The sequence below is a fragment of the Bacillus sp. DHT2 genome (genome assembly GCF_026241455.1).
Classification (GTDB): Bacteria; Bacillota; Bacilli; order Bacillales; family Bacillaceae_G; genus Bacillus_A; species Bacillus_A pseudomycoides.
Map to the genome: position 1 here is coordinate 210,053 of NZ_JAPHWH010000003.1, position 23,401 is coordinate 233,453.

General features: G+C 33.5%; 18 protein-coding genes and 3 pseudogenes. 8 read left to right on the top strand and 13 right to left on the bottom strand.

Annotated elements, in window-relative coordinates; all coding sequences use genetic code 11:
* The first annotated feature begins 386 nt into the window (after positions 1-386).
* Positions 387-794 carry a nitrous oxide-stimulated promoter family protein gene (locus ORL93_RS09925; protein ID WP_006097186.1) on the top strand — a complete coding sequence of 136 codons (408 nt, stop codon included), beginning with the start codon at positions 387-389 and terminating at the stop codon, positions 792-794.
* Between the two features lie 271 nt (positions 795-1,065).
* Here the strand turns inward: ORL93_RS09925 and ORL93_RS09930 are convergent, their stop codons facing one another.
* The 5 genes from ORL93_RS09930 to ORL93_RS09950 all read right to left on the bottom strand — a co-directional run bounded on the left by ORL93_RS09930 (position 1,066) and on the right by ORL93_RS09950 (position 4,889).
* The gene (locus ORL93_RS09930) at positions 1,066-2,196 is read right to left on the bottom strand and encodes an MFS transporter (RefSeq protein WP_040119243.1); all 1,131 of its coding nucleotides are present in this window, start codon (positions 2,194-2,196) and stop codon (positions 1,066-1,068) included.
* Positions 2,197-2,360: 164 nt separating this feature from the next.
* Positions 2,361-2,987 carry an FMN-dependent NADH-azoreductase gene (locus ORL93_RS09935; protein WP_097794616.1) on the bottom strand — a complete coding sequence of 209 codons (627 nt, stop codon included), beginning with the start codon at positions 2,985-2,987 and terminating at the stop codon, positions 2,361-2,363.
* 192 nt (positions 2,988-3,179) lie between these two features.
* Positions 3,180-3,824, bottom strand: coding sequence for a DsbA family oxidoreductase (locus ORL93_RS09940; RefSeq protein WP_265958989.1), 645 nt, complete (start codon positions 3,822-3,824; stop codon positions 3,180-3,182).
* A gap of 51 nt (positions 3,825-3,875) precedes the next feature.
* Entirely contained in the window at positions 3,876-4,100 is a 225-nt protein-coding gene (locus ORL93_RS09945; RefSeq protein WP_255299239.1) for a hypothetical protein, read from the bottom strand.
* Between the two features lie 204 nt (positions 4,101-4,304).
* Positions 4,305-4,889 carry a DUF3238 domain-containing protein gene (locus ORL93_RS09950; protein WP_097794614.1) on the bottom strand — a complete coding sequence of 195 codons (585 nt, stop codon included), beginning with the start codon at positions 4,887-4,889 and terminating at the stop codon, positions 4,305-4,307.
* A 151-nt stretch (positions 4,890-5,040) separates the two neighbouring features.
* On the opposite strand from ORL93_RS09950, the gene ORL93_RS09955 reads away from it, so the two are divergent.
* The 3 genes and pseudogenes from ORL93_RS09955 (at position 5,041) to ORL93_RS09965 (ending at position 6,818) form a co-directional block, all read left to right on the top strand.
* Positions 5,041-5,514 (top strand): MarR family winged helix-turn-helix transcriptional regulator, encoded by a 474-nt coding sequence (locus ORL93_RS09955; protein ID WP_006093759.1) that lies wholly within the window; start codon positions 5,041-5,043, stop codon positions 5,512-5,514.
* Between the two features lie 73 nt (positions 5,515-5,587).
* Positions 5,588-5,782 (top strand): annotated as a pseudogene (locus tag ORL93_RS09960) (IS6 family transposase); the annotation flags it as partial.
* 559 nt (positions 5,783-6,341) lie between these two features.
* Complete coding sequence (locus ORL93_RS09965; protein ID WP_040119239.1) at positions 6,342-6,818, top strand: hypothetical protein; 477 nt, start codon at positions 6,342-6,344, stop codon at positions 6,816-6,818.
* Between the two features lie 1,054 nt (positions 6,819-7,872).
* On the opposite strand, the gene nheC is transcribed toward ORL93_RS09965, so the two are convergent.
* The 5 genes from nheC to ORL93_RS09990 all read right to left on the bottom strand — a co-directional run bounded on the left by nheC (position 7,873) and on the right by ORL93_RS09990 (position 13,005).
* Positions 7,873-9,030, bottom strand: a complete 1,158-nt coding sequence (gene nheC / locus ORL93_RS09970; protein ID WP_097794613.1) for a non-hemolytic enterotoxin subunit C — start codon at positions 9,028-9,030, stop codon at positions 7,873-7,875.
* Positions 9,031-9,304: 274 nt separating this feature from the next.
* Positions 9,305-10,471 carry a non-hemolytic enterotoxin subunit B gene (gene nheB / locus ORL93_RS09975; protein ID WP_199665988.1) on the bottom strand — a complete coding sequence of 389 codons (1,167 nt, stop codon included), beginning with the start codon at positions 10,469-10,471 and terminating at the stop codon, positions 9,305-9,307.
* A 47-nt stretch (positions 10,472-10,518) separates the two neighbouring features.
* Positions 10,519-11,688 carry a non-hemolytic enterotoxin subunit A gene (gene nheA / locus ORL93_RS09980; RefSeq protein ID WP_003204425.1) on the bottom strand — a complete coding sequence of 390 codons (1,170 nt, stop codon included), beginning with the start codon at positions 11,686-11,688 and terminating at the stop codon, positions 10,519-10,521.
* A 932-nt stretch (positions 11,689-12,620) separates the two neighbouring features.
* Positions 12,621-12,767: a hypothetical protein gene (locus ORL93_RS09985; RefSeq protein WP_265958990.1), complete on the bottom strand. Its 147-nt coding sequence runs from the start codon at positions 12,765-12,767 to the stop codon at positions 12,621-12,623.
* A 55-nt stretch (positions 12,768-12,822) separates the two neighbouring features.
* Complete coding sequence (locus tag ORL93_RS09990; protein ID WP_265958991.1) at positions 12,823-13,005, bottom strand: hypothetical protein; 183 nt, start codon at positions 13,003-13,005, stop codon at positions 12,823-12,825.
* 1,017 nt (positions 13,006-14,022) lie between these two features.
* On the opposite strand from ORL93_RS09990, the gene ORL93_RS09995 reads away from it, so the two are divergent.
* Positions 14,023-15,369: a SpaA isopeptide-forming pilin-related protein gene (locus ORL93_RS09995; protein WP_265959060.1), complete on the top strand. Its 1,347-nt coding sequence runs from the start codon at positions 14,023-14,025 to the stop codon at positions 15,367-15,369.
* Positions 15,370-15,464: 95 nt separating this feature from the next.
* Complete coding sequence (locus ORL93_RS10000) at positions 15,465-15,764, top strand: Tn3 family transposase (RefSeq protein ID WP_373926165.1); 300 nt, start codon at positions 15,465-15,467, stop codon at positions 15,762-15,764.
* 267 nt (positions 15,765-16,031) lie between these two features.
* Here ORL93_RS10000 and ORL93_RS10005 read toward each other — a convergent pair.
* From ORL93_RS10005 to ORL93_RS10015, 3 genes and pseudogenes are all read right to left on the bottom strand, one after another.
* Positions 16,032-17,220, bottom strand: a pseudogene (locus tag ORL93_RS10005) (glucan-binding protein).
* 391 nt (positions 17,221-17,611) lie between these two features.
* Positions 17,612-18,138: pseudogene (locus ORL93_RS10010) on the bottom strand (response regulator transcription factor).
* Between the two features lie 43 nt (positions 18,139-18,181).
* Entirely contained in the window at positions 18,182-18,466 is a 285-nt protein-coding gene (locus ORL93_RS10015; RefSeq protein ID WP_040119229.1) for a sensor histidine kinase, read from the bottom strand.
* Between the two features lie 455 nt (positions 18,467-18,921).
* Between ORL93_RS10015 and ORL93_RS10020 the strand changes: the two genes are divergently transcribed.
* Positions 18,922-21,162: an ABC transporter ATP-binding protein gene (locus ORL93_RS10020; protein WP_265958993.1), complete on the top strand. Its 2,241-nt coding sequence runs from the start codon at positions 18,922-18,924 to the stop codon at positions 21,160-21,162.
* On the top strand, positions 21,159-23,036 hold the full coding sequence (locus ORL93_RS10025) for an ABC transporter ATP-binding protein (RefSeq protein WP_265958994.1): 1,878 nt from the start codon (positions 21,159-21,161) through the stop codon (positions 23,034-23,036). The genes ORL93_RS10020 and ORL93_RS10025 overlap by 4 nt, the downstream gene beginning before the upstream one ends.
* Positions 23,037-23,401 lie beyond the last annotated feature (365 nt).

Consider the following 23,401-nt stretch of genomic DNA (forward strand, 5'->3'; position numbering starts at 1 on the left):
GTTTTGGGGATACTTCAAAATACTAGCTTGATGGGCATGGGGTAGCACCAACAGAACGCGGATTCCGTACGCTAAGGCTGAATTACTTGATATAACAGTAAGCATCAAACTGTCCCCACCTACCAATAGAATCAGTTCCATGTCAAAATCTCCTTACGTACAAGACGGAAAAGAGATTTTGACATGGCTAAAATAGATCAATCAATAGCGTGGAAGAATCGAGTGGACGCTTGTCGTTCCAGTGGTTTAAGCATCCGAAGCTCGTAAGAAAAAGAAAGATGTTTATTTAAGTCTTAATGCGTTCGCTTTTACTGTTGGTTATGATTGGTAGGGACATTCTCCATTAATAATTCGTAGGAAAGAGATAAACATTAGAAAAACTGTCAATGAAAATTCATGTAAATCCTCTAAAAAAGTCTTACAATCAAAGCAGAGAGACTTTGGAACGGGAGGCACTAGCCATGAATCGAATTGAACGTGAAGAGAAAACAATTAGCATTATGATTGATATGTATTGTAAAAACGAACATGAACAAGATACTATATGTGAAGAATGTCAGAAGTTAAAAGAGTATGCTTATTTTCGTTTATCAAAATGTCCATTTCAAGAGAAGAAGCCAGCATGTCAAAATTGCAAAATTCATTGTTATAAACCAGATATGAAAGATTTCGTTAAGGATGTTATGAAGAAGAGCGGACCGAAAATGATTTTAAAACATCCATATTTCGCGGTCATGCATGTTGTTGACACAATGAAGAAGGCTCCTGACTTACCGAAAAGAAAAAAGAGCTAAAAGAAAGATGGTCAAAAACCAGTTCCGAAACTCATTACCAAAAACAAAGTCCCGTAACAAGCATTAAATATCGTTTATGGAACTTTCTTAACGTATGGTAAAACCAAGTTTTTGAACTTAGGAATTCCTTAGCGTACGAAATTCGCGAAATGTTGACGAGACCCCATCGCTATCAAGCCAATAAAACAAAATACCCCCTAAAATGAAAAAATACGCTATTCTTTCTGTAGAATCATAGGAAAGGATGACGTTTTTTTCGTAAACTAAAAAGTTATTTTAATGTCTTTTTTACAAACAAAATAAAAATTAACAGACTAATAAACCCAGATACAGCACAAACCAAAAATAACATTTGATATCCCATGAGTTGTGAAACAAACCCTAGAATAATAGACCCTAAACCAATCCCTAAATCAAAAGCAGTAAAAAATGTAGCGTTCGCTACTCCCCTTTTCTCTGGTGGAGCTAATCGTATCATTGCTACTTGAAGAGCAGGTTGTGCTGATCCGAATCCAACTCCGTACAAAATAGCTGTAATTACTAGTCCAACAAATCCTTTGGTCATTATTAGGACGAATAGTGCGACTATCAGTGTAAAAAGCGCAGGAACAATAATGACTCCTTCTCCATGTTTATCAGATATCTTCCCTGCAAGTGGTCTAATTACTGTGAGCGTAACAGCATAAACTAAGAAAAAAGTACCAGCATTAACTTGAATATTTGACGCAAACAGTGGTAAAAATGTTGTAATGCCACCAAAAGTAAGGGATAGGAAAAATGTAACAATAGCGATTGGTAAAACAGTTTTTTCAAAAAATGATATTGGTTTTTTTGATGTATGTTGAACTGCTGGAATTTTTGTACCCAGCGAAAGTATGAATGCAATAAGTGCTAATGCTGTGCATAGAAGAAATAGATAATGAAATGAAAATGATTTTGCTAACCAAAGACCTAATATTGGTCCTATAGCCATACCTAAAGTCATTGCAAGTCCATACCATCCCATTCCTTCTCCGCGACGAGATTGTGGAATCACATCAGTCACAGCTGTTCCGATCGAAGTTGTAGCAATTGCCCAGCTGATTCCATGAAGGATACGTAATACCACTAAAAATATAACTCCTGTTACCCAATCATAAAAATACATTGTAATTGCAAAAAATAGTAGTCCGCTTATTATAAATACTCGTCGACCATATCGATCCATTAATCCTCCAACAATAGGACGTAAAATGACTGCTGATATTGTAAACACTCCTATAATAAATCCAACTTGAGATTCACTTCCACCTAATTGTTTAATAAAAATAGGTAGTGTTGGCATGAGTAAATAAAAACCACTAAATAGTAATAATGCTGTAATGGTCAGCATTATATAGTTTTTTGTCCATAAACGTTCCATTGTAATGTAATCCTGCTTTCTATCGTTTAATAAGTTGAGAATGGAAAACTCGCATCAATTGGGTCCTTACTGCCCAATTGATGCGAGTTAAACGAATAAAAAAGCAGTACCACCCGCTATAAAAGTGTTGGTACTGCCATATAGAGTGACAAGTGTTTTGTTAATTAAAACGTACTTGCTACTTTAATAGCTTTTTCAAGCCCTGCAGCAATAATCTCTTCTGCTTTATCAGGGAATTGATTGTGTCCTTCAATCACTACTTTCTCTATATCTTTTGCACCGAAGAAGCCCATCATACTTGCTACATATTTAACAGCCATTTCCATTTCAGCTTTTGGGCCTTTCGAATATACACCGCCACTTGCGTTTAATAATGCAATTTTCTTATTTCCAATAAGACCTACTGGACCTTCTGGCGTATACTTAAATGTTTTGCCCGCTCGGTTTAAGTAATCAATATACGTGTGTAGTATAGCTGGGATTGTTAAATTCCATAGCGGGAAACCAAATACAACTTTATCAGCTGCAAGGAATTGATCTAAATATTTATCCGCAACAACTACTGCCTTTGCTTCTTCTGCTGTTAAATCAAATCCTCTACCAGACTTAAATGTACCGTTAATCATATCTACTCCTACATATGGCAATTCCTCATTATATAAATCAAGCTCTACCACTGTATCATTTGGATGTGATTCTTTATAACTTGCTAAAAAAGCATAATATAATTTCACACTCACTGATTGATCTGCTGGACGATTGTTTGCTTTTACAAATAAAACTGCTGTCATGCTTTTTTCCTCCTATTACTCGCTCTTACGTTTTTCTATATTTACTCATTAAAAAGGGGCATCCTATTACTTTTATAAAAAAAAATATAGTCAACTAAATTGACTTATTTACGTATTTTACAATAGCATTCCAATAAAGTCAATCAAATTGACTTTATTTTTTAAAATCTATATTTTACCACTAATCTAGCATTAACAAGCCCCATCTATACTACATTGCAGTCCATCCAACTCATTCTTTTTATTCTTTTCTATTTCTTGATCAATTGCCTTTGCTAATTTTTCTTTACTAGTAAATCCTTGAATGACCTCGTCACCAATAATAAACGTTGGAACAGCCATAATTTGTGCTTCTTGATGGGCATGTCTTAGAGCTTCTTGATGCATTTCTCGGTACTTTCGTGATACTAATGCTTCTTTAAATGCATCCTGAGAAAGTCCCACTTCTTCCGCCAATTTTGTTAACACTTCGATGTCTTCAATACTTTGTTCCTCTTGGAAATGTGCAATAAACACTCTTTGGTGAAACTCATTTCCTTTTCCATGTTCCTTTGCAAATTGGTAACCTTCAAACGCAAGGTGCGTATACGAACGCAAATGTGGTAACTTTATTTCTAATCCTAGTTTTTTAGCAGTAGGATAAATAAATGAATTCCAAGCTTCCATTACACGAGGTTGAGTCCGTGGATCAATTTTTGGAGATGGACTTGGACGCAATTCAAATGGCATCCATTCTACTTCTATATCTTTTTCCTTTACAACCTCATCTAAAGGGCCTGTTCCTAAAAAACAAAAGGCACATACAAAATCAGAATAAACTTTAATTTTCACAGTCATATATACGTTCCCTCACTTTTCTTTTTATCGCGCCATTTGTAACCATATAAATTACAAATGGCGTAAAAAAATATAAACTTTATACGAAAAATTTATTGTATTTACTAATGATGTAAAGAGTTGTTCCATTGCCATATTCTCTAATACTTGATCCATCACTTCTTGTGTGTGGGCTAAAATAATTTGTATATTTGCTCCCATAGGACAAGTGAAATTCGGTTTTTTATGGAAATGAAACAACTTTTCCTCTTCTACATCATCCTCCACTAGGTACATGTCTAATAAGGTATCTACACTGGTTTTTTAGAAAAAGAAAATAGTTTCTTTTTCTAATCCTATCTTGATAACAATGGTATACCGCCAGAGAAATAAGAAAACTCTAATTTTTCTTAATGTGAGGTCTTCCCAGTTTGCGTACACTATACCGATTATGAATACAAATTTATCTTAGTTCGATGACAATGTAGCAATACATTGTCTTTACAATATTTTTTTAAAACTATAATCCATTTCTCCAGCTAGCGCTTCAGGCGTATCACCTGTTTCTCTGAAATCATGTGTATAAATTTCTTCAAATGGTCCAAAATCTATTTGCTTATAAAACTCAAAACAAGGGAATCCATCATGTGTGCCTTGAATATCGACAGTACCATTTTTTTGGATACGTACAGTTAATAGATAGTCAACAGGAGGTGCATATACATTTAATGGTTGGCTAGTACTTGCACTCATTTGAAACTTGACGTCATCAGAACTCCATACAATATCAGTACACAAAATATCTTCCGTACTAGCTTTTCCTGTTCTTTTATTAACAGAACCATCTAGTGTTGTGACTTTTTCTGTTGTTATACCAGTATTTGCATATGAGAAAATTTCTTTTTTATAAAAATCTACAACTACTTCCTGTTCAACTCTTGAGCGCATAGTGTTTACAGTATAAGGGGTAAATTCACGTGAATCACCTTCGAATTGAATTATATTACCCGTTTGAGTATCCTTCATAGGTTCAGTCCAAGACATTGGAATAAATACACTTGCTTTAATTTTAACAATGTGAGTCATACAGAACCTCCATAGTATATTGATTATTTATTAAATCATATTTCTTTCATAACAAAAGTGATGTAGTCAATTTGATTGACTACATCACTTATAGTACAATGAGATTTAAATAAAGTCAACTTGATTGACTTTATTTAAGGAGGTTTTATACATGAATCAACGAGTATTTAGTGAATTAGATCTTACATCACTTTTGTCATTATCCTTTAGTACGGTGATTAATGAACTACATGACAGATTGAATGAATTGGGATTTGGAGATATTAGACCTGCACATGGTTTTATGTTTAAATGTATTACCCCTGATGGAGCAACAGGTATAGAACTAGCCGAATACTTAGGAATTACAAAACAAGCTGTAAGTAAAATGGTGGATTATCTTGAGAAAAGTGGTTATGTAATGCGCCAAACTCATCCCACTGATAAAAGAGGGAAGATTATCGTTTTGACCGAACGAGGATGGTTAGTATTGAAAGCAAAAGAAGAAATACTAACTGATATTGAGAGACGCTGGATTGAAAACATAGGTGCTGAGCGCATGCAAATGCTCAAAGAAGATTTAACAAAATTAGTTTATGAAACAAATGAAGGTAAATTGTCATTGAGGTTTAGACCTGTTTGGTAAATATAGAGGGTTCTGTTGCAAAGTTTTCTACATGAAGCTACACTCCAGAAAACAGGATCTAGGAGAATCAGACATGAGATATTTTAAAGGAAAACAATTCAAGAAAGATATTATTTTAGTAGCCGCCCTGTACTACTGCCGTTTTTCTTTAAGTTATCGTGATGTATCTGAAATCCTGAAAGAACGTGGTATTTCAGTTCACCCAACAACCATCATGCGATGGGTTCATGAATATGGCAATCTCATCTATCAAATTTGGAAAGTGAAAAAACTTCCCTGAAAATTTCCTAATGTAGTCTTAGCTTGAAAGCAATGTGGCGGAACCCCTTAGTATAGTGAGTTTTAAAAACATGGCTATATCCCTTAACAAAATTAAGCTTCTCTCTTAGGGAGTCGTTTAATTTTGTTTTTTATGGTTTGTATTTTTTAAAAATATAGTTTGAATTGCAATTGTTAGAAAAGTAGACTATATTAGCGAGAGTGTATGAAAGAAAAGCATTAAAAAGATGGGGTTTGTTGACCAAGATACATGTAATTTCAGTTCACAGCCTGTATTATATATATATTTCTAACATCAGGTTTTGATATAGAAAAAAGGTATTGCACTAATAATGTTACGGATTATTTTTTGATAGAGTATTTTTGTTACATCTAGTTCATCAGTTAAGGTATTTCATATTTTCAAATAAAAACGAACGTTTATATTACAAATATCTTCAGAAAATAGTTTTTGGTAAATAATGTATCCCTATGACCTAGTTTTACACGTATCTCAGCTGACTTCTAAGAGCAATTTAAAATTCATTATTTTTCAGGAGATGAGTAATATGTTTGTTTATTTCTATTATTTGATTTTGTATTTTTTTGCAGTAATATTCGGAATGGATATTATTAATTTTGCAGATTCATTTATTACTAGGTTTATAGAGCCAGATTCAGTAGAAATATTTATTTGTATGTTAATAGTATCTAGTATATTGTCAGCTATATTTTCATTCATTTTACACTTTATCTATACTTGGAGACATGATTCAAATACATTTTTAAAAAGGTTTTATCAGATACATTTTTTTGCTACATATATTTCCGGGGCGTTTTCTATAGTAAATATAGGAGGGAAAACACTGGAGGAATGGGGAATTAAAGGTACTTCGGTAGATGGGAATACAAAAGTGTTTTTTCTTATGTTGTTCTTTATTGCAATATCAAATAATGCTTTTTATAAAACTTTTGAAAAAGGGATTGTTGATAAACTTGAATTCACGGTAAATATAATGAAGTTAAAGATAAAAAGAATAAAGTGAAACTTCCATCCCCACCGATAAAAGATAGAGATATTTGTATCTCTATCTTTTTTATTTGATTTTTTATTCTTGCGTCTATGCAAACGACAAGCGTCGGCAAAATATGTACGATTGTAGTCGATGGATCATTAAAGGATTTGCAAAACACCTATGGGATTTTTTTATTAGGAGGTGTTTACTTTTCTTAAGTTGATAGATGTGTGGTACCACCACATGCCCATCAACTTAAGAATTCTATAACGCCCCCAAAACAAAAAATTGTACATTTTCATCTGGAAATGCCAATTTTCTCGTTTTGGGGTATTCGCTTTTCTTAGCTTGATTGTGATGTGGCAGTACCCCAATATGAGATTATAGATATATCTAACAATAATATTTCAACACGTCCATATTACAGATTTTTCCATGATGTATTTTATGAAAAGTTAAAATTGCATATTTTCACAAAAAATGAGGTATACTTTTTGTTGAAGAGCAAACTGTAAGTCCCATTAAAATATGTGGTAATTTTACATGGAATATACCATATATATTCGAAAAGAGATAATGTACGTAATTAAAGTGTTCTTATCTCTTTTTTTACTTATATAATGAAGAAATTTATTGGGAAAAAGTAAACAAACAATTATTTAAAAAATATGATGTACTAGTCTTTCAGACTGATATTTTATTCCTTACAGTATCAAAATAAGGTACTTTATCAAAAGCTAGCTATAAGGGGAATATTTAATTAATGTCTACTTTATTGAATTTTATTTTTATTATGTAGTTTCTATATAACAGAGAAAAAAGCAACCTATTTGGATGCTTACATGAGTGTTTAGCTTCTGTATCGTAGATTAAAAGAACTTGAATAAAGTTCTTTTTTAATTTGTAATTAAACCCCAGAGTGACCCCTCATACCCAGAATGGTTTCCGTTCGCCTACAAGAAAAGGAATTCTTTATTTACACAAAAATATTGACGGTACCTGAAGTTGTTACATCTCTATAAAAAAACGTACAACCTTGCCAACAAATACAAGGTTGTATGTTTTTAATATTATTTACATGTATTCAGGTGCAATCCGGTCCTTTTTGTACAATCCCTTCTATTGGTTGTCCTATTTGTACAATCTCTCCATTTTGTACAATCTTAGCACCTTCATATAATTTATCTGCATAATTTTTAAGGTCCTGCCAGCTATCCTTCGCTATCTTCAAATCTATTTTTAATAAAGCATGCTGGTCTGGGTTAATGTTATTAACATTTTTTAGTAAAGAATCATATTTTGATCCTATTGTATGCCACTGATTTGATATATTTTGAAGAGCAGTAATAGCTGTATCAATTGTTGCAGTCATATGCTCCGTTTTATTTTTGGCATCTGTCAAAATAACTAATTCTGCCTCTGCTCCAGAAATTCTGGACTTTAATTGTTCTATTTCTTGTTGTGCAGATGCGATATTCTTGTCAGCAGTGACAATCAATGGTATACCAACTGGAGGCATAAATACAGATAAAGCTATATAGCCACCACGCTTATCATAGTTTTCTTTAATTATATTATTATAATTACTGATTTGTTGTTGTAGAAGTGGAATACCGGCGTTCGTACTTTCTAAAATAGACTTCAATTGATTAGAATCATCTTTAAAACTTCTTGTATCTTCAGCCATTGTATTTCGAAATGTTTTCAACTTTTCTAGTAGTCCATCCACTTCTTGGCTATTTTTCAAAATACTATTATATAATTTCTCCAGTTCATTTTTAAATGCCACTGTATCTTTTTGATCTAAAGCAGCTAGTAATTGATCATAACTCGCTTGAAAGGTATCATTATAACTTACACTATTCTGATTCGTTTTCATAATATCAGGCTTTAGATTATCTAACCAATATGTTGCATTCCTTTGCGCATCCTTTTGATGCTTAATCATGTTTGCTTGTAAATTACCATTTATAGAACTTATTTTACTTAAATCTGTCTGTTCTTGATTACGAATTGTTTGAGCATATGAATCCATTGTAAGGATACTTGCCCCCATTTTCTCCATTACTTCTTTATATTTATCAGGACCAAGAGAATAGCTCTTAATATCCTCTTGCTGTTGGGACACACTATTTTGCACAGCTTGTTCTGCTGCAAAGGTATGAAGTGGGATTACATTACTCGCTGCCATTCCAGTAATGATCGTTGATAAAATAACTTTCTTATACAATTTTTTATTCACCTTTTTTCACCTATTCTCTCAAATGTATCACGTATTTTTTTAAATTCATAAGCTTCTATTCTTTACTTCTAATGAATTACGATCATTGCAAATAAAACAACATATTAAAATAGAGATTTTCATACTTTCTTATTCTATAATCTTTATCAAGTTTCATAACTAAATAGGAAATCTCCTGCTCAAACTTGAACAGGAGACTTACATTATTTGTTCTTCAAAAGGGAAAGTCAGTATAATATATTTTTCATTACTTCGGAAATTTCTTGAAGTAATATTATTTTTTCTCTTCTACGAATGAAATCTCAGCCTTTTGAATATTTTCAGCATACTTGTTAACCTGTTCCCAGCTACCTTTAGCTATCTTCAGATCTGTTTTTATAATAATAGCAAGCTTGTCTGGGTTAATTCTGTCAACATTGTCATTCAATGATTTATATTTTGCCCCCATTGTCTGCCACTGATTCTTTACATTTTCAAGGGCAGTAATAGCTGCATCAATTGTTTCTGTTAAATTATTAGTATTATTTTTCAAGATCGTTAACTTAGCTACCTGTTGTTTTGCAGTGGAAATATTTTCTGTTAGATTTTTAATCTCTTCTTGTGCTTTCTTTATCTGCTGCTGCGATGTAACAACTCCGTATATCCCGCCGCCTAATGCACCTGCACCAATAGGCGCAAAGATAACTGTAGCAGTTAAGTATGCACCGAGAGCCGTTGCAACCGAAGATCCAATATAAACCTTGTTATTCTCATCAATTAATGTTTGATTTGTTTCGATTTGTTTCTGCATCAATGGAATTCCAGCATCTTGACCAGATAAAATATCTGTGATTTTGTTAGCATCAGTTTTTAAATTTTGTGTATCCAGTTCTAATTTGCCGCGAAAGGCTTTCAAATCTTGCACTAACCTGTCCACTGCACCTTTATTCTCTGAAATACTATCATCTAAACTTGTAAGCACAGCTTTTAGCGTTTCTTTGTCATTATTATTTACAGCTTCTACCAAAACATCATAATAATTTTGAAATTGTGTATTATAATTGATAATATTTTGATTCGTCTGGATTATTTGCGGTTTCAAACCATCTAACCATTGATTTGCATTTTTTTTAGAAGCATCGTGGTTGTCCTTAATGCTTTTTTGTAAATCATTGTTAATTACAGTTAAACCATCAAAATTAACATTTGCTTGTTTAACAATAGTTAAAGCATACAGATCCATTACCAACATATTGGATCCAGTTTTCTCTAACGCATCTTTAAGCCCTTCTGGTCCAAGTGAATACTCAGGGTACTCAGGGGAGTTATTTTCTGCACCTGCATAAATAGGTGCTGATTTTGTTGTATTTTCCGCTGCCGAAACATATGATGGCGTAATGCTACCCGCTGCGATTGTTGCAATTAATGTAGATAAAGCCATTACTTTATAAGGTTTTTTCATAATATTCCTATCTCCTTATATTATTAAGAATTTTTTTCTTCATTCTACTATTTTGCCTCTGTTACTTTTATGTTTGTAACACTATTTTCATATTCCGTTGTTTGTTTATTCAATTCATCCGTAAACGTTTTGAGTTCTTTTAATTGTGCTTGTAATGCATTAGAATCTATTTTCGCATCAGTACTAAGACTTCTCTTCATTTGAATCATTGTGTCATTAAAGATGTCCCAACTACTTACTAGCTTGTCAAAACTCTCAATTTGCTTTTTAACTACTCTTGTAAAGTTATTTAACTGTAGATCAATAAGTGTCATTTGAGTTGCTTGCACTTCAATTTTCGATAATTTTTGTAGCAATAGAATTTTTTGTTGTTGCTTCTGACGAACATCATTATTCAGTTTTGTTACTTCATCATTTTGGACTTGTCCAACTTGGTTGTAAATCACTTCCAAATTAGATGTGTCTAAAGTTTGATCCTTACCTGCGTCTATCCAAATATCAATAACCGTCTTTCCAATATTTATAGAACCTTTTACATTTTCTTTTGGTAGAGCTAGAAGTTTTGTATAATCATCTTGAATGTTTTCATCAAGTTGTCTAATTTCCGTTCTGAATTTTTCAATGTCTCCGCCTGATCCCTTATAAAGTTCAATCGCTCTGCTAACTTTACTAGAAAAGCTCTTACTATCTTCAACCAAGTCATTTTTATAATTGTTTAAGTCTACTGAAGCTCCTTTCATATCATACTGAATTGCTTGCATTTGATCTTGAAGTGCATTAAAAATACTTACAAAGTCTTCTTTTGCTTGCGAATCGTCATTCACTTTTCCAGCTAGTTCAACCAATATATCATAATAATTTGTAAATCTTGTCCCAAAATCCTGCAGGTCTTGATTTACATTGAATAGTTTTGGATTATATTTATCCAGCCAGTCTTGAACATGGTTTCTTGCAGTACCTTGATCAGTTGTTATTCCAGGTATAGCAGTTACTTCAAGGTTTGGTTGCTTTAATATGATTAGCCCATATCCTTGAATTAATGGCGTCTGTGATCCTAATGTCTTAATCGAATCTGATAACCTATTCATAGCAACTTGATTTGTACTACTTGTTAGTTGTGAATAAGTTGTTTTACTTTCTGCAAAAGTATTTACAGGTAAGAAGCAACTTGTAGATACTGCTGTAACTAATAACCCTGCGACTAACGCTTTTTTCATGGTAATTCCTCCTATTAATTAGTGTTTTTTGATAAAATAGTTGGACTAAATTTTAAAGGTTTAATTTTTATTAATATGAAATCTAGCCTTACAACCATTAATCGTTATAGATTGTTATAAAGATGTATATTATGGGAACCTAAATATAGATTATAAATATTTGTACATTATTCCCCCCTAGTTTTGTCTGCATGGTCTCTACAAGATTACAAAAGATAAAATTATGCTGTACATTGCTTATACTTTCATCTCGGAATAAAATAAGATCCTAATTGCTATGTAGAGACTTAGAATGCTATTTTTTACAAATGTGATAATTTTGTGATTCTAGATCGTTTCCAAACATAATTAACTGAGTGTTCCGAAAATTAACTTGACATAATGTTACTTGCAACTTTACTGCACTTTTATTCGTATAATCTTCTCCTCTCCCCAGTGGTCATACCAATTACACCTTTATTAAAACATTAAATTTCCAATGCGTAAATAGTAGAATTTTGTCGAATATATTTATTAATTCGATTATTACGTATTAATATTAGTAAAAATATTATATCTCTAAAATTATTACTTAATTTCATTTCAGTAATTATAATAGTTATAACTTGATATATTCAGCAAAAAAATAACTATTATAATCTGCAGAAAAATTTAAATAGAATTTAAATATTATTAATATAATTTAATCACACAATGTATAGACATTCCCTTTATTTGGGTATGCATAATTACATCTTCTTTGGTGATTTGCTCCAAAAGTCTTTCATCAAATTACCGAAACTTAGGATATTTCCAATTATGTAGAAACCTAAAAAAGTCCCTTTAAATATATAAAGGGACTTTGCTCATACAAATGATCTGCAAATCAATTCATCTTTGATATACAGATCATTTGTATGATAATTTTTATAAATAATTGCGGAATAATGAACTTACATTACTGCTTTTAAAAGTTCTGATACTAAAGGAAGTACTCCACCTAAAAATGATAAAACTGCCATTGTGATTGCCATATTATTTCCTCCTCTTTTGTTGTTGCTAAGATATAATTTATCTTTGGGGTACCACGCCATCGCCATCAAGCTAAAATTTTGAAGTACCCCCAAAACAAAAATTTCATCTCACTTTTTTGTTTTATAGATTATTAATTTCTTTTATCACATGAAGATTTCGTTCGAACTCAAATAAAAAGGAAATCATGATTTTCTCTAATTCAGCCTTATTTAAAACATCATCAATGATTACAACTTGATAAGTACTGTCCTTTCCTTTTGCAGGAACAATTATTTTCATGCCCTTTACATTACTTCCAGTCATTTTACCAAAGATGAATTGTGCTCCTTCCAGTTCATAATTTTCTATCTTGTCATTGTCATTAATCCACTGATAAAATGGATCTCTTCCTCCTTCTAAAATGGCGGATTGATAAATTGTATAACCAAACTCTCCGGCTCATAGTGCTTCTATTTAAAATCCACTGGTTTTTTCATCGTCGTACACGTCCTTTATTTATGAATATTTTCAGTGTACACAATGATAGTATTTTTTGCACCAGAACCAAGTAGTTTATGTGAAATGAAACATTGGGATTTTTCAGGAATTAAAAATAAGATATTTTTTTATTTTATTAATTCACACAATTTTAAAAATTAAAATCTTTAATTGTTAAAATTTGTTATATAATGAAATTGTCAACCAGTCATCAAATAGTGTGCCTTATGTTTCTGTTGGAACAGTTTGATGGTCCCGTGTATTAACCGTCTAGTTACAATGCACATGCGTATATATGATTTTCAATCTATCCATGAATGTATATAAACAGCTAAAAGAATGATAAAGGATTAAAATTATTTTACTTTTGAGAAGTATATTCTTGTACAAGAATCAATAAACAAAATATCATAACATAAAAAAAGAATTGCAAGCTATGTATTCTCTAAAAATAATAAATGTAAAATATGGCTAAATTCCCTAAGGATGCAGCCGGTGTTTTGTGAAGGTAAATTGAATAGAAAAAACATTCATTTAATAGGTGGATTGTTAAGTGTACTTATTTTTAAATACATAGATTTAAATTCTAAAAATTGATTTTTTGAATTAGTTTTTAATAGTATAGAATAATATTTACGCCCGTACATTTAGTTAAGTAAGTAGTATCTTTAACAAATATGGTAAATCCAATTAAACGATAAAGATTATAAGAAAATATGAAATTATAACACAATCATTATTTACACCTGCGAATTTCTGAATAATCAAACTAATATTCTTTTACAGCAAATATAATCAGCATGTAAGGTTTTTCCTGAAAATTTGATGAATGGTGGGAATGAAATGAAACGTAGAATGTTAACAAAATGTTTTGGAATTATAAGTTTAATCATTATGTTGCTAGGGGTTTCTATTCCACAAGCAGCAGCCGAGATAATACATCAAGAAAAGTTTCAAATGAACTGGAATTATATTAAATTCAAAGGTACTGAAGTAAAGGTAAAGGCAGACTTACTAAGAACGTCATCAAAAGATGTTGCATATTGTTTATCACCTGATCTGAATTCACCTAATGGAGATGATCTTTCTGAAATTGGAAAAGAGAATGATTTTGTATATCGGGTCTTACTTTATGGATACCCTCAAAAAACGCCGGCTGAATTAGGAGTTTCTACAAAAGAGGAAGCCTACTATGCAACTCAACTAGCTATCTGGATTGCATCTAAAAAAATTGAAATTGCCGATTCAAAGCCAGAAAACCAACAGGTATATAACCTTGTAAAGTATTTGGTAGAAAAAGCTTCTAAAGGTACTGAAGTTCAGGAAACATATTTGAACGTAATACCTACTGGAAAACAAACTGTAGAGCAAAATGGGGAATATTTTGAAACAAATTTATATAGAGTTCAATCAAATTCAGTATCTGGAGTATACTCAGTTCAAATCGAGGGTGCACCAGCAGGAGCTAAAATTATAAATGAACAAGGTGAAAAAAAGAATGAATTCTCTATAGAGGAAAAATTTAAAGTTATGATTCCCAAAAACGCAACAAGTGGAAATTTCAAGATCAGAGTAAATGCAAAATTGCAGAGCTTACAAGCAGTTACCTTTGATGGCCAACAAAGGATTCAAGATGTAACGGCTTTATTACCAAGAATGAGTGAAAAAAGCAGTACAGATATAGTAGTAAGATGGGAATTTTGGGGGTCGTTAAAAATTATGAAGGTAGGAGAAAATAGAGAGGCTTTAAAAGGGGCAGTGTTTGAGGTTGTAAGTGAAAATGGGGATTTTAGACAAGAAATCACTACAACTGAGAATGGGATTGCTACATTAAATAAACTTCCTACTGGTACGTATGTTGTAAAAGAAATTCAGGCTCCAGAAGGTTATGTACTTGATCCTACAATAAAAAAAATGGAAGTAAAAACTGGCGAGATAGCAGAAATAGAAATAAAGAATCAAAAAATAACAAGTGGCCTGGAAATTAAAAAAGTGCATGCTACATATGGAAATGCTAAACAATCTTATGATATACAAAGTAAAGAGCGCGCAATGGAAAATGATCTTGCAAGTAAGGAAAAGCATCACCTGCCATCAACAGGAACGAAGTTTCCAACTGTCCCGTTTGTAGGACTAGGATTGATTATTTTAGGAATCTATATATTAAAAATAGGGAAAAATCATAGTTAAAAACTATAAACAATAAGGGTTTTGTTACCAATACTTAAAGTTAAATATGCTAAGAAATGTTTTGTGAAAAATGTAGATTATAACAATCCCTAAAATTGAAAACGCTTGCAATAAATGCAATTATGAAAAATCTATATGATATACCTAAACGTGCTCTCCAGGATCAAATACAACGAGAAAATTTATTAAGTATTCAGATTAATCCCATTATTATATGGAACGCCGTATATTTAAGTAAATCTGTAGAAACGTTAAAAAGTAAGTATGAGTTTAATGAAGAACTATTAAAACATATCTCATCATTAGGATGGGAGCATATCAACTTTTTAAGTGAGTATCGATTTAATATAAAAGATTATATATTGAGTTCATTTCAAACTGATGTATATTCATAAAAAGCACGTTACTATTCTCATTAACATAAGAGAATAGTAACGTGCTTTTTACTTTAAGAATAGCCTAAATGCTTAAGTTGATGGATGTGTGGTGCTACCCCATTACCATCAACTTAAAAGTACTTACTACCCATTATTGTTATAAACGTTATTCTTCCTAGATTAATAAGAAGAGATGAAAAAAACACCTTCACAGGTGTCTTTTTTCATTATAGAAATATCTTAAAATAGATATCTGATGTCATTTATTCAATAAAAAAACCTTTGTTACATCATAACGCCGTTATCTTTGAATGAATACCATTTCCCATCAATGAAATGTTTACCTGTTGCCATCGCACCGCTAGACTGCAAATAATACCATGTGCTATTTTCTTGTAGCCATCCTGTTTTCATCGTTCCATCTGTATTCATGTAATACCATGTGCCATTTTCTTGCACCCAGCCTGTTGTCATCGGGCCATCATAAAAGTAATACCCTTTCCCGTTATAACTTAGCCAACCTGCGTGGCTTGCTCCAGTTTTATCATCAAAGTAATACCATTCACCATCAATTAATTTCCAGCCTGTAAACATTGATCCATCTGGATTGAAGTACCAACAAGTACCTCCTTCACACATTTTCCCTGTCCACATGGCACCACTGTCAGCGAAAACGTAACGCTTTCCTCCCTCATCTAACCAACCTTCGTTCCACCCATTAGCTGTGCTTTTCATCGTTCCATCTGCATTCAGGTAGTACCAATTCCCATTATCTTCAATCCAACCTGTTTGCATCTTAGAAGCCACAAAGTAATACCAGCTTCCTTTATAACTTAGCCAACCATTATGAGTATTAAAATGCGTCCGGCTTTCTTCGAAGTAGTACCATTCATTATTAATCAAATTCCAACCAGTTGCCATTGCTCCATCAGATAAGAAATAATTACCATCAGGATGTGAACCTATCCAATTGTTTACTTTCATATCTCCAGAGCCTGGATTCATGTAGTATATCTTACCATTATATTCAAGATAGCCCTCGTGTAAGTTTCCTCCTTGGTGAACGTAATACCATTCTCCTTCGTACTGAACCCAGCCTTCGTTCGTATATAACGCACCGTCTGCTCCTAATAAATAACATGAACCTTGATTAAAAATATTACCCGTTTTCATTGCTCCACTTTCAGCAAAGTAGTACCACTTTCCTCCATCACTTAACCAGCTATTACTTTTCATTGCCCCATCCGCATTCAAGTAATACCATGTACCATTATCTTTTAACCACCCTGTTTTCTTCACACTATTTTGATCATAGAAATACCATGTATTTCCCTCTTTTACCCACCCTGTTTTCTGCATTGCCTGTTCTGTTTTTGGAGTAAGTTGTTTTACAGCTTCTTGGTTTTCAGCATGAGATACTGCAGGCACTACAAACATTGGCAGACATTAAAACTGGTAAAATAGCTTTCTTCATTTTCCATATCCCCCAAATAATAAATAATTTTAGTTTTTATTTCCACAAACAGAATTATATTATGATATTTAAATATAATCAATAGTTTTTGTAACAAAAATGTAATCTTTTTTAATTTAATGACATAAAATATCCATTAATGTAATTATTGTTACTTTACAGTTACAATGTAAGTATCATTACACATCTATCAACTTAAGGGATTAATTGTCCCAAAAACGAAAAAGATGAGTCGAATTCTCATAAATAACTGTAAAAAGGTAAAATTTTCGTTATGGGGGGTGACCTGTTTTCTTAGGTTGATGGATGTGTGGTGCTACCCCAATATTATCTTTACAAAAGTGTATCTTCCCCCCTTTATAATAAATCGAATTCTCTACCTCAGAACAATTTATCTTACTAATTGCATACGAATCCCTAAAACTACAGCTTGCGTGCGGTCTGCCACCTCAAGTTTCTGAATAATGTTATGTACATGGGTTTTAACAATTCCTTCTGAAATATACAGTATATTTGCTATTTCTTTATTCTTCTTTCCATATGCTATGAGTTGCAATATCTCAATTTCTCGATCTGTTAATGGTTCTATAAAAGATGAAGCCTTAGGCTGATTTGTTGAAATATTATCTCTAGAATTTATAATCTTTGCGAGCGCTTGTTTCGCTGTCATGCTATTATATAACGTGGCGCCGCGCTGTATAGAACGTACACCATCTAATAGCTCTTTCGTTTGAGTATCCTTTAATAAATGTCCGGCGGCATTTGTACATCCATCAACACGATATCAGGTATGCAGCGCAAAGCAATCTTTACGGCATCCTTACCATTATCTGCTTCACCCACAACTTCCATATCTGATTGACTATTAAATATATACGTCAGCCCTTGTCTGATGATTGGTTGATCGTCCACTAACATGATTCGAATTTTTTTATCGTTTTCATTCGTCGTCCCCCTATCTCTAGGCTTCATCACATACACGATTCATTAAAGGAATAATCGCTTCCACCTTCAATCCCCCGTCTAAATTAACCGAAAGATTACAAGTTCCCCCAACAGATTGACACCGTTCAATCATTCCTTTTACTCCAAAACCATTTTGGTATAAATTCCCACTTAAAAATTGTCCATTATCGGAAACAATGAGCGATAATTCTTGTGCATGTTCTTGTATACATACATCTACTTCATTCGCACCAGAATGACGTATTACATTTGTAATGGATTCCTGAAGAATACGGAACATTACAATGCTAATGTCCTCAGACCATTCAGAGAATTCTCCTTTTTTCTTTAGTTGAAACCGAATTTGTGAATTAATTTTTCGACATCTAAATCCCTGCTATACAGAATAAAAAGTAACCTACACTCGTTTGCGCTTTCTGTTTTTACTTCGCATGTGGCAGAAAAAGGCCCTGACCGCTTCTATGCATGGCCAGATGCTCTCTCTTACCTAAAAAGAGGGGTTTTATGTCCGTTTTTTAATTGATGTATATATAGTTTAAAATTCTTTAACAAATTCATTATGAAATTCTCCACCCTAAAAGTTGCATCATATCTTCATAGAGTCATAGAATTAATCTGTGGTCGAAAATACGTAAAGAGCTGCTAGAATGCATTCCTGAAGAATACGAAGAATAAAGGAATGAACCCAAGTAAAAGCTAAAAAAATTAGAAAAGGAAAATGGAGAGATGAATTAAATGTTAAAGATCATCAAACATTTAAAACCATTTGTTGCCTCAATCATTGCAGTTATATGTCTATTATCCATACAAGCCGTATGTGACCTGTCACTGCCAGACTACATGTCTAACATTGTGAATGTAGGTATTCAGCAAAAAGGTGTAGAACACGCAGTACCTGGGGTTATTCGTAAAAGTGAGCTCGATAAACTTACACTCTTTATGAATGAAAATGAGAAGAAAAAAGTAGATGACAACTATGTACTTTTAGATAAGAACAATCTTTCTCAAAGTGAGCTGAAAAATGACTTAAAAGATTATCCGCAGCTTGATAAAGAACCGCTTTATAAGCTACATACAGAGGATAAAAATACAATTAACGAACTTAACGATATATTCGGGAAACCAATGTTAATTACACAAGGAATTGAAAAAGGCGGCTCATCTGCTTTCACTGCCCCAGGTGATGACAAAGCACCGGCGAAGCTTCCGCCAAATACAGATCCTTTTGCAGTAATTGCTAAACTACCTCAAGATCAAATCGATGCAATGAAAAAAAAGGCGGATGAAAAGTTTAAGAATATGCCAGGCAGCATGGTAACACAGTCAGCCGTTTCATTCATTGAGAATGAATATAAAAAGATCGGTATCAATACAGATAAGCTTCAATCCAATTATATTCTTACTTCTGGCGGAAAAATGCTGCTTTTATCCTTAGTAAGTATGGCAGCTACCGTTATCGTGAGTTTACTTGCTGCAAAAGTAGCTGCTGGATTAGGTAGAGATCTTAGAAAGAAAGTATTTCGGAAGGTTACAAGCTTTTCTAATGCAGAGTTTGATAAGTTTTCCACTGCATCTCTAATCACAAGAAGTACAAATGATATTCAACAAGTGCAAACACTTATGGTTATGCTGCTTCGTATCGTATTCTATGCACCGATTTTAGGCATAGGCGGAATTATTAAGGTACTTACTACAGACCTTTCAATGGGATGGATTATCGCAGTTGCAGTTATCGCGATTTTAAGCTTAGTCATTGGTCTATTTAGCATCGCGATCCCTAAGTTTAAGAGTATCCAAAAGTTAGTAGATAAAATTAACTTGATCACTCGTGAATCTTTAACAGGTATGCTCGTTATTCGTGCTTTTAATAATCAAAAGCATGAAGAAAAGAAATTCGAAAAAGGAAATCAAGATTTAACAAGAACCAATTTATTTGTAAGCCGTTTAATGTCATTTATGATGCCAATGATGATGCTTATCATGAATGCCGTTACTGTACTTATTATTTGGGTTGGATCACACCAAGTGGATATGGGACATATGCAAGTTGGTGATATGATGGCATTTATGCAATATACAATGCAAATCATCATGGCCTTCTTAATGATTTCTATGGTATCCATTATGGTTCCGCGTGCTTCTGTATCCGCACAGCGCATTGCAGAAGTTTTAGATACTGACCTTTCTATTCATGACGCAGCGGAGCCAAAAAAATTTGCCTCTGACAAGAGAGGCTACGTTGAATTTAAAAATGTTAGCTTTAAATATCCAGGTGCAGAAGAAGATGTGCTTTCCAATATTACCTTTACCGCAAAACCTGGAGAAACGACAGCTTTCATCGGAAGTACAGGTAGTGGTAAATCAACATTAATCAACTTAATTCCACGCTTTTACGATGTAACAAGCGGCCAAATATTAATAGATGGCACGGATATTAGAGAAGTATCTCAGAAGGAATTAAGAGAGAAAATTGGTTATGTACCGCAAAAAGGAGTTCTATTCTCAGGTACGATCGAAAGTAATTTGAAATACGGTAAGAAAGAATCAACTGAAGAAGAACTCGCAAAAGCGGCAGAAATCGCGCAAGCTATGGAGTTTATTAACGCGAAACCTGAAAGCTTCCGTACAGAAATATCACAAGGTGGTACGAACGTTTCCGGTGGTCAAAAACAAAGACTTTCTATTGCGCGTGCTCTTACGAAAAAATCGGAAATCTTCATATTTGATGATAGTTTCTCAGCTCTTGACTTTAAGACAGACGCAGCCCTGCGGAGGGCTTTAAACAATGAGATTGCGGGAAGTACTATTCTACTTGTTGCCCAAAGAATAAGTACAATCATGAATGCAGATAAGATCATTGTACTTGATGAAGGAAAAATAGTTGGAACTGGTACTCATGAAGAGCTTATGGAAAACTGTGAAGTTTATAAGCAAATTGCTTTATCACAACTTTCAAGAGAGGAGTTGTCATCATGAGTGATAGAAAAATAGAAAATAGAAGACAAGGCAGTCCTGGTGGTGGCCATGGCGGCGGTCATATGGGCGGCGGCATGAGAAAGATTGAGAAGGCAAAAAATTTCAAAGAAACGATGAATAAGTTACTTCAATACTTAAAGCCATATAAGTTCTCAATCCTAATCGTTATTATTTTCGCAATCGGTAGTGCTGCCTTTGCAATCGTCGGTCCAAAGATTTTAGGTAAAGCAACAACAAAACTTTTCGAAGGACTCGTAGACAAAGTAACAGGCGTGCACGGTGCTACCATTGACTTTACCTATATCGGAAACATTGCCCTCCTGCTCCTTGGATTATATATAGCGAGCACTGCGTTTGGCATTATCCAAGGCTATATCATTTCTGGAGTCGCACAAAAGGTATCTTATAACTTCAGAAAAGAAATTGATGAAAAAATCAACCGTATGCCGCTTAAGTATTTTGATAAAACAACACATGGAGAAGTATTATCTAGGGTTACAAATGACGTAGATACTGTGAGCCAAACTTTAAATCAAAGTATGTCGCAAATCATTACATCCGTTATTACAATCATCGGTGTACTCATCATGATGTTATCAATCAGCTGGCAAATGACATTAGTAGCTCTCTTAATATTACCAGTATCAATGACACTCATAATGGGCGTCGTAAAAAGATCACAAAAATACTTTAAGTCCCAACAAGAGTATTTAGGACACGTTAACGGTCAGGTCGAAGAAATTTATAGTGGTCACAATATCGTAAAAGCTTTTAACACTGAAGAAGAAGAAGTGAAAAAATTCGAAGAGGTGAATGATACTCTTTACCACTCTGCATGGAAATCTCAATTTTTATCTGGAATGATGATGCCGATTATGATGTTTATCGGTAATATCGGTTACGTAGCTGTATCCATTTTAGGCGGATGGCTCGCTGTAAAGAGAACAATTGCAGTTGGAGATATTTTAGCATTTGTGCAATATGTAAGAAGCTTTACGCAACCAATCGCTCAAGTAGCCCAAATCGCTAACGTACTTCAATCCACTGCAGCTGCTGCAGAAAGAGTTTTCGAATTTTTAGATGAAGAAGAAGAAATTCCGGAAGCAGAAAACCCAGTAAAGCTTCAAGAAGTTAAAGGAGAAGTTACATTCAAAGATGTTCAATTTGGATATAATCCAGATAAGATCATCATCAATAATTTCTCAGCTAGCATTAGGCCTGGACAAAAAGTAGCAATCGTTGGTCCAACCGGAGCAGGTAAAACAACGATCGTAAAACTATTAATGCGTTTTTATGATGTAAACAGTGGTGCCATCTGTATAGACGGTCACGACATAAAAGCCTTCACCCGCGAAGACTTGCGCAGCATGTTCGGGATGGTGCTGCAAGACACATGGCTATTTAACGGCTCCATCATGGAAAACATACGTTACGGTAGACTGGGTGCAACCGACGAAGAAGTGATTGAAGCAGCAAACGCAGCCCACGTTCACAGCTTCGTAAAAACCTTACCAAATAAATATCAAATGGAACTAAACGAAGAAGCAAGCAACGTATCCCAAGGACAAAAGCAACTACTAACAATTGCCCGTGCCCTTCTAGCGGATCCGAAAATACTCATACTCGACGAAGCAACAAGCTCCATTGACACTCGTACAGAAGTGCTGATTCAAAAAGCCATGGAAAACCTCATGGAAGGCAGAACAAGCTTTATCATCGCTCATAGATTATCAACAATCCGTGATGCCGATTTAATCCTTGTCATGAAAGACGGGGATATTGTAGAACAGGGTAATCATGAAGAGTTATTGAAGGCTGATGGTTTCTATGCTTCGCTTTATAATAGTCAGTTTGAAGGTGCGGATGCCTCTTGAGTTAGGTGGGATGAGGGGGAAACTCAGCTTGATCAACTTTATTTTTCTAACACATCTGAACGAACTAGTTTTAAATCATCTGTTTTAATTGCACCTGTTGAAGTAGATGGTGGTTTAACTTTTGTAGCTGTATCCCACTAACCGCTACCTTGCCAAAACTGTGCAAAAGGTGAATTGATTGTTTTATTTACAACTCCAGCAACTACGGAACCTGGTTTTAAAGTATATTCAGCTGATGGAAGTTTCACTTTATAGCATAAATAACTTTTGCCATATATAAGGCCACTGAAAAAGCCCACTTAATAAGAAAAAGGAGTTCACCACCTACTATATACAGGTAATGAACTCCTTTCTATTTTCTACAT